This window comes from Kineosporia sp. NBRC 101677, assembly GCF_030269265.1.
Taxonomy (GTDB): Bacteria; Actinomycetota; Actinomycetes; order Actinomycetales; family Kineosporiaceae; genus Kineosporia; species Kineosporia rhizophila.
This window is the reverse complement of the sequence record NZ_BSTA01000052.1, coordinates 1-515: the sequence shown is the minus strand read 5'-3', so window position 1 is coordinate 515 and position 515 is coordinate 1. Positions and strand designations below refer to the sequence as shown.

Annotated in this window: 1 rRNA gene; it reads left to right on the top strand. The window is 55.3% G+C overall.

The features are described 5' to 3' along the window. Positions 1–515, top strand: a 23S ribosomal RNA gene (locus tag QSK18_RS35705); the annotation flags it as partial.

Sequence of the window (515 nt, the reverse complement as noted above, 5' to 3'; positions counted from 1 at the left end):
AGTCGCATGCTCTAGACCCGAAGCGGAGTGATCTACCCATGGCCAGGTTGAAGCGCGGGTAAGACCGCGTGGAGGACCGAACCCACTTAGGTTGAAAACTGAGGGGATGAGCTGTGGGTAGGGGTGAAAGGCCAATCAAACTCCGTGATAGCTGGTTCTCCCCGAAATGCATTTAGGTGCAGCGTCGCGTGTTTCTTGCCGGAGGTAGAGCTACTGGATGGCTAATGGGCCCTACAAGGTTACTGACGTCAGCCAAACTCCGAATGCCGGTAAGTGAGAGCGTGGCAGTGAGACTGCGGGGGATAAGCTTCGTAGTCGAGAGGGAAACAGCCCAGATCACCAGCTAAGGCCCCTAAGCGTGTGCTAAGTGGGAAAGGATGTGGAGTTGCTGTGACAACCAGGAGGTTGGCTTAGAAGCAGCCACCCTTTAAAGAGTGCGTAATAGCTCACTGGTCAAGTGATTCCGCGCCGACAATGTAGCGGGGCTCAAGTACACCGCCGAAGCTGTGGCATTC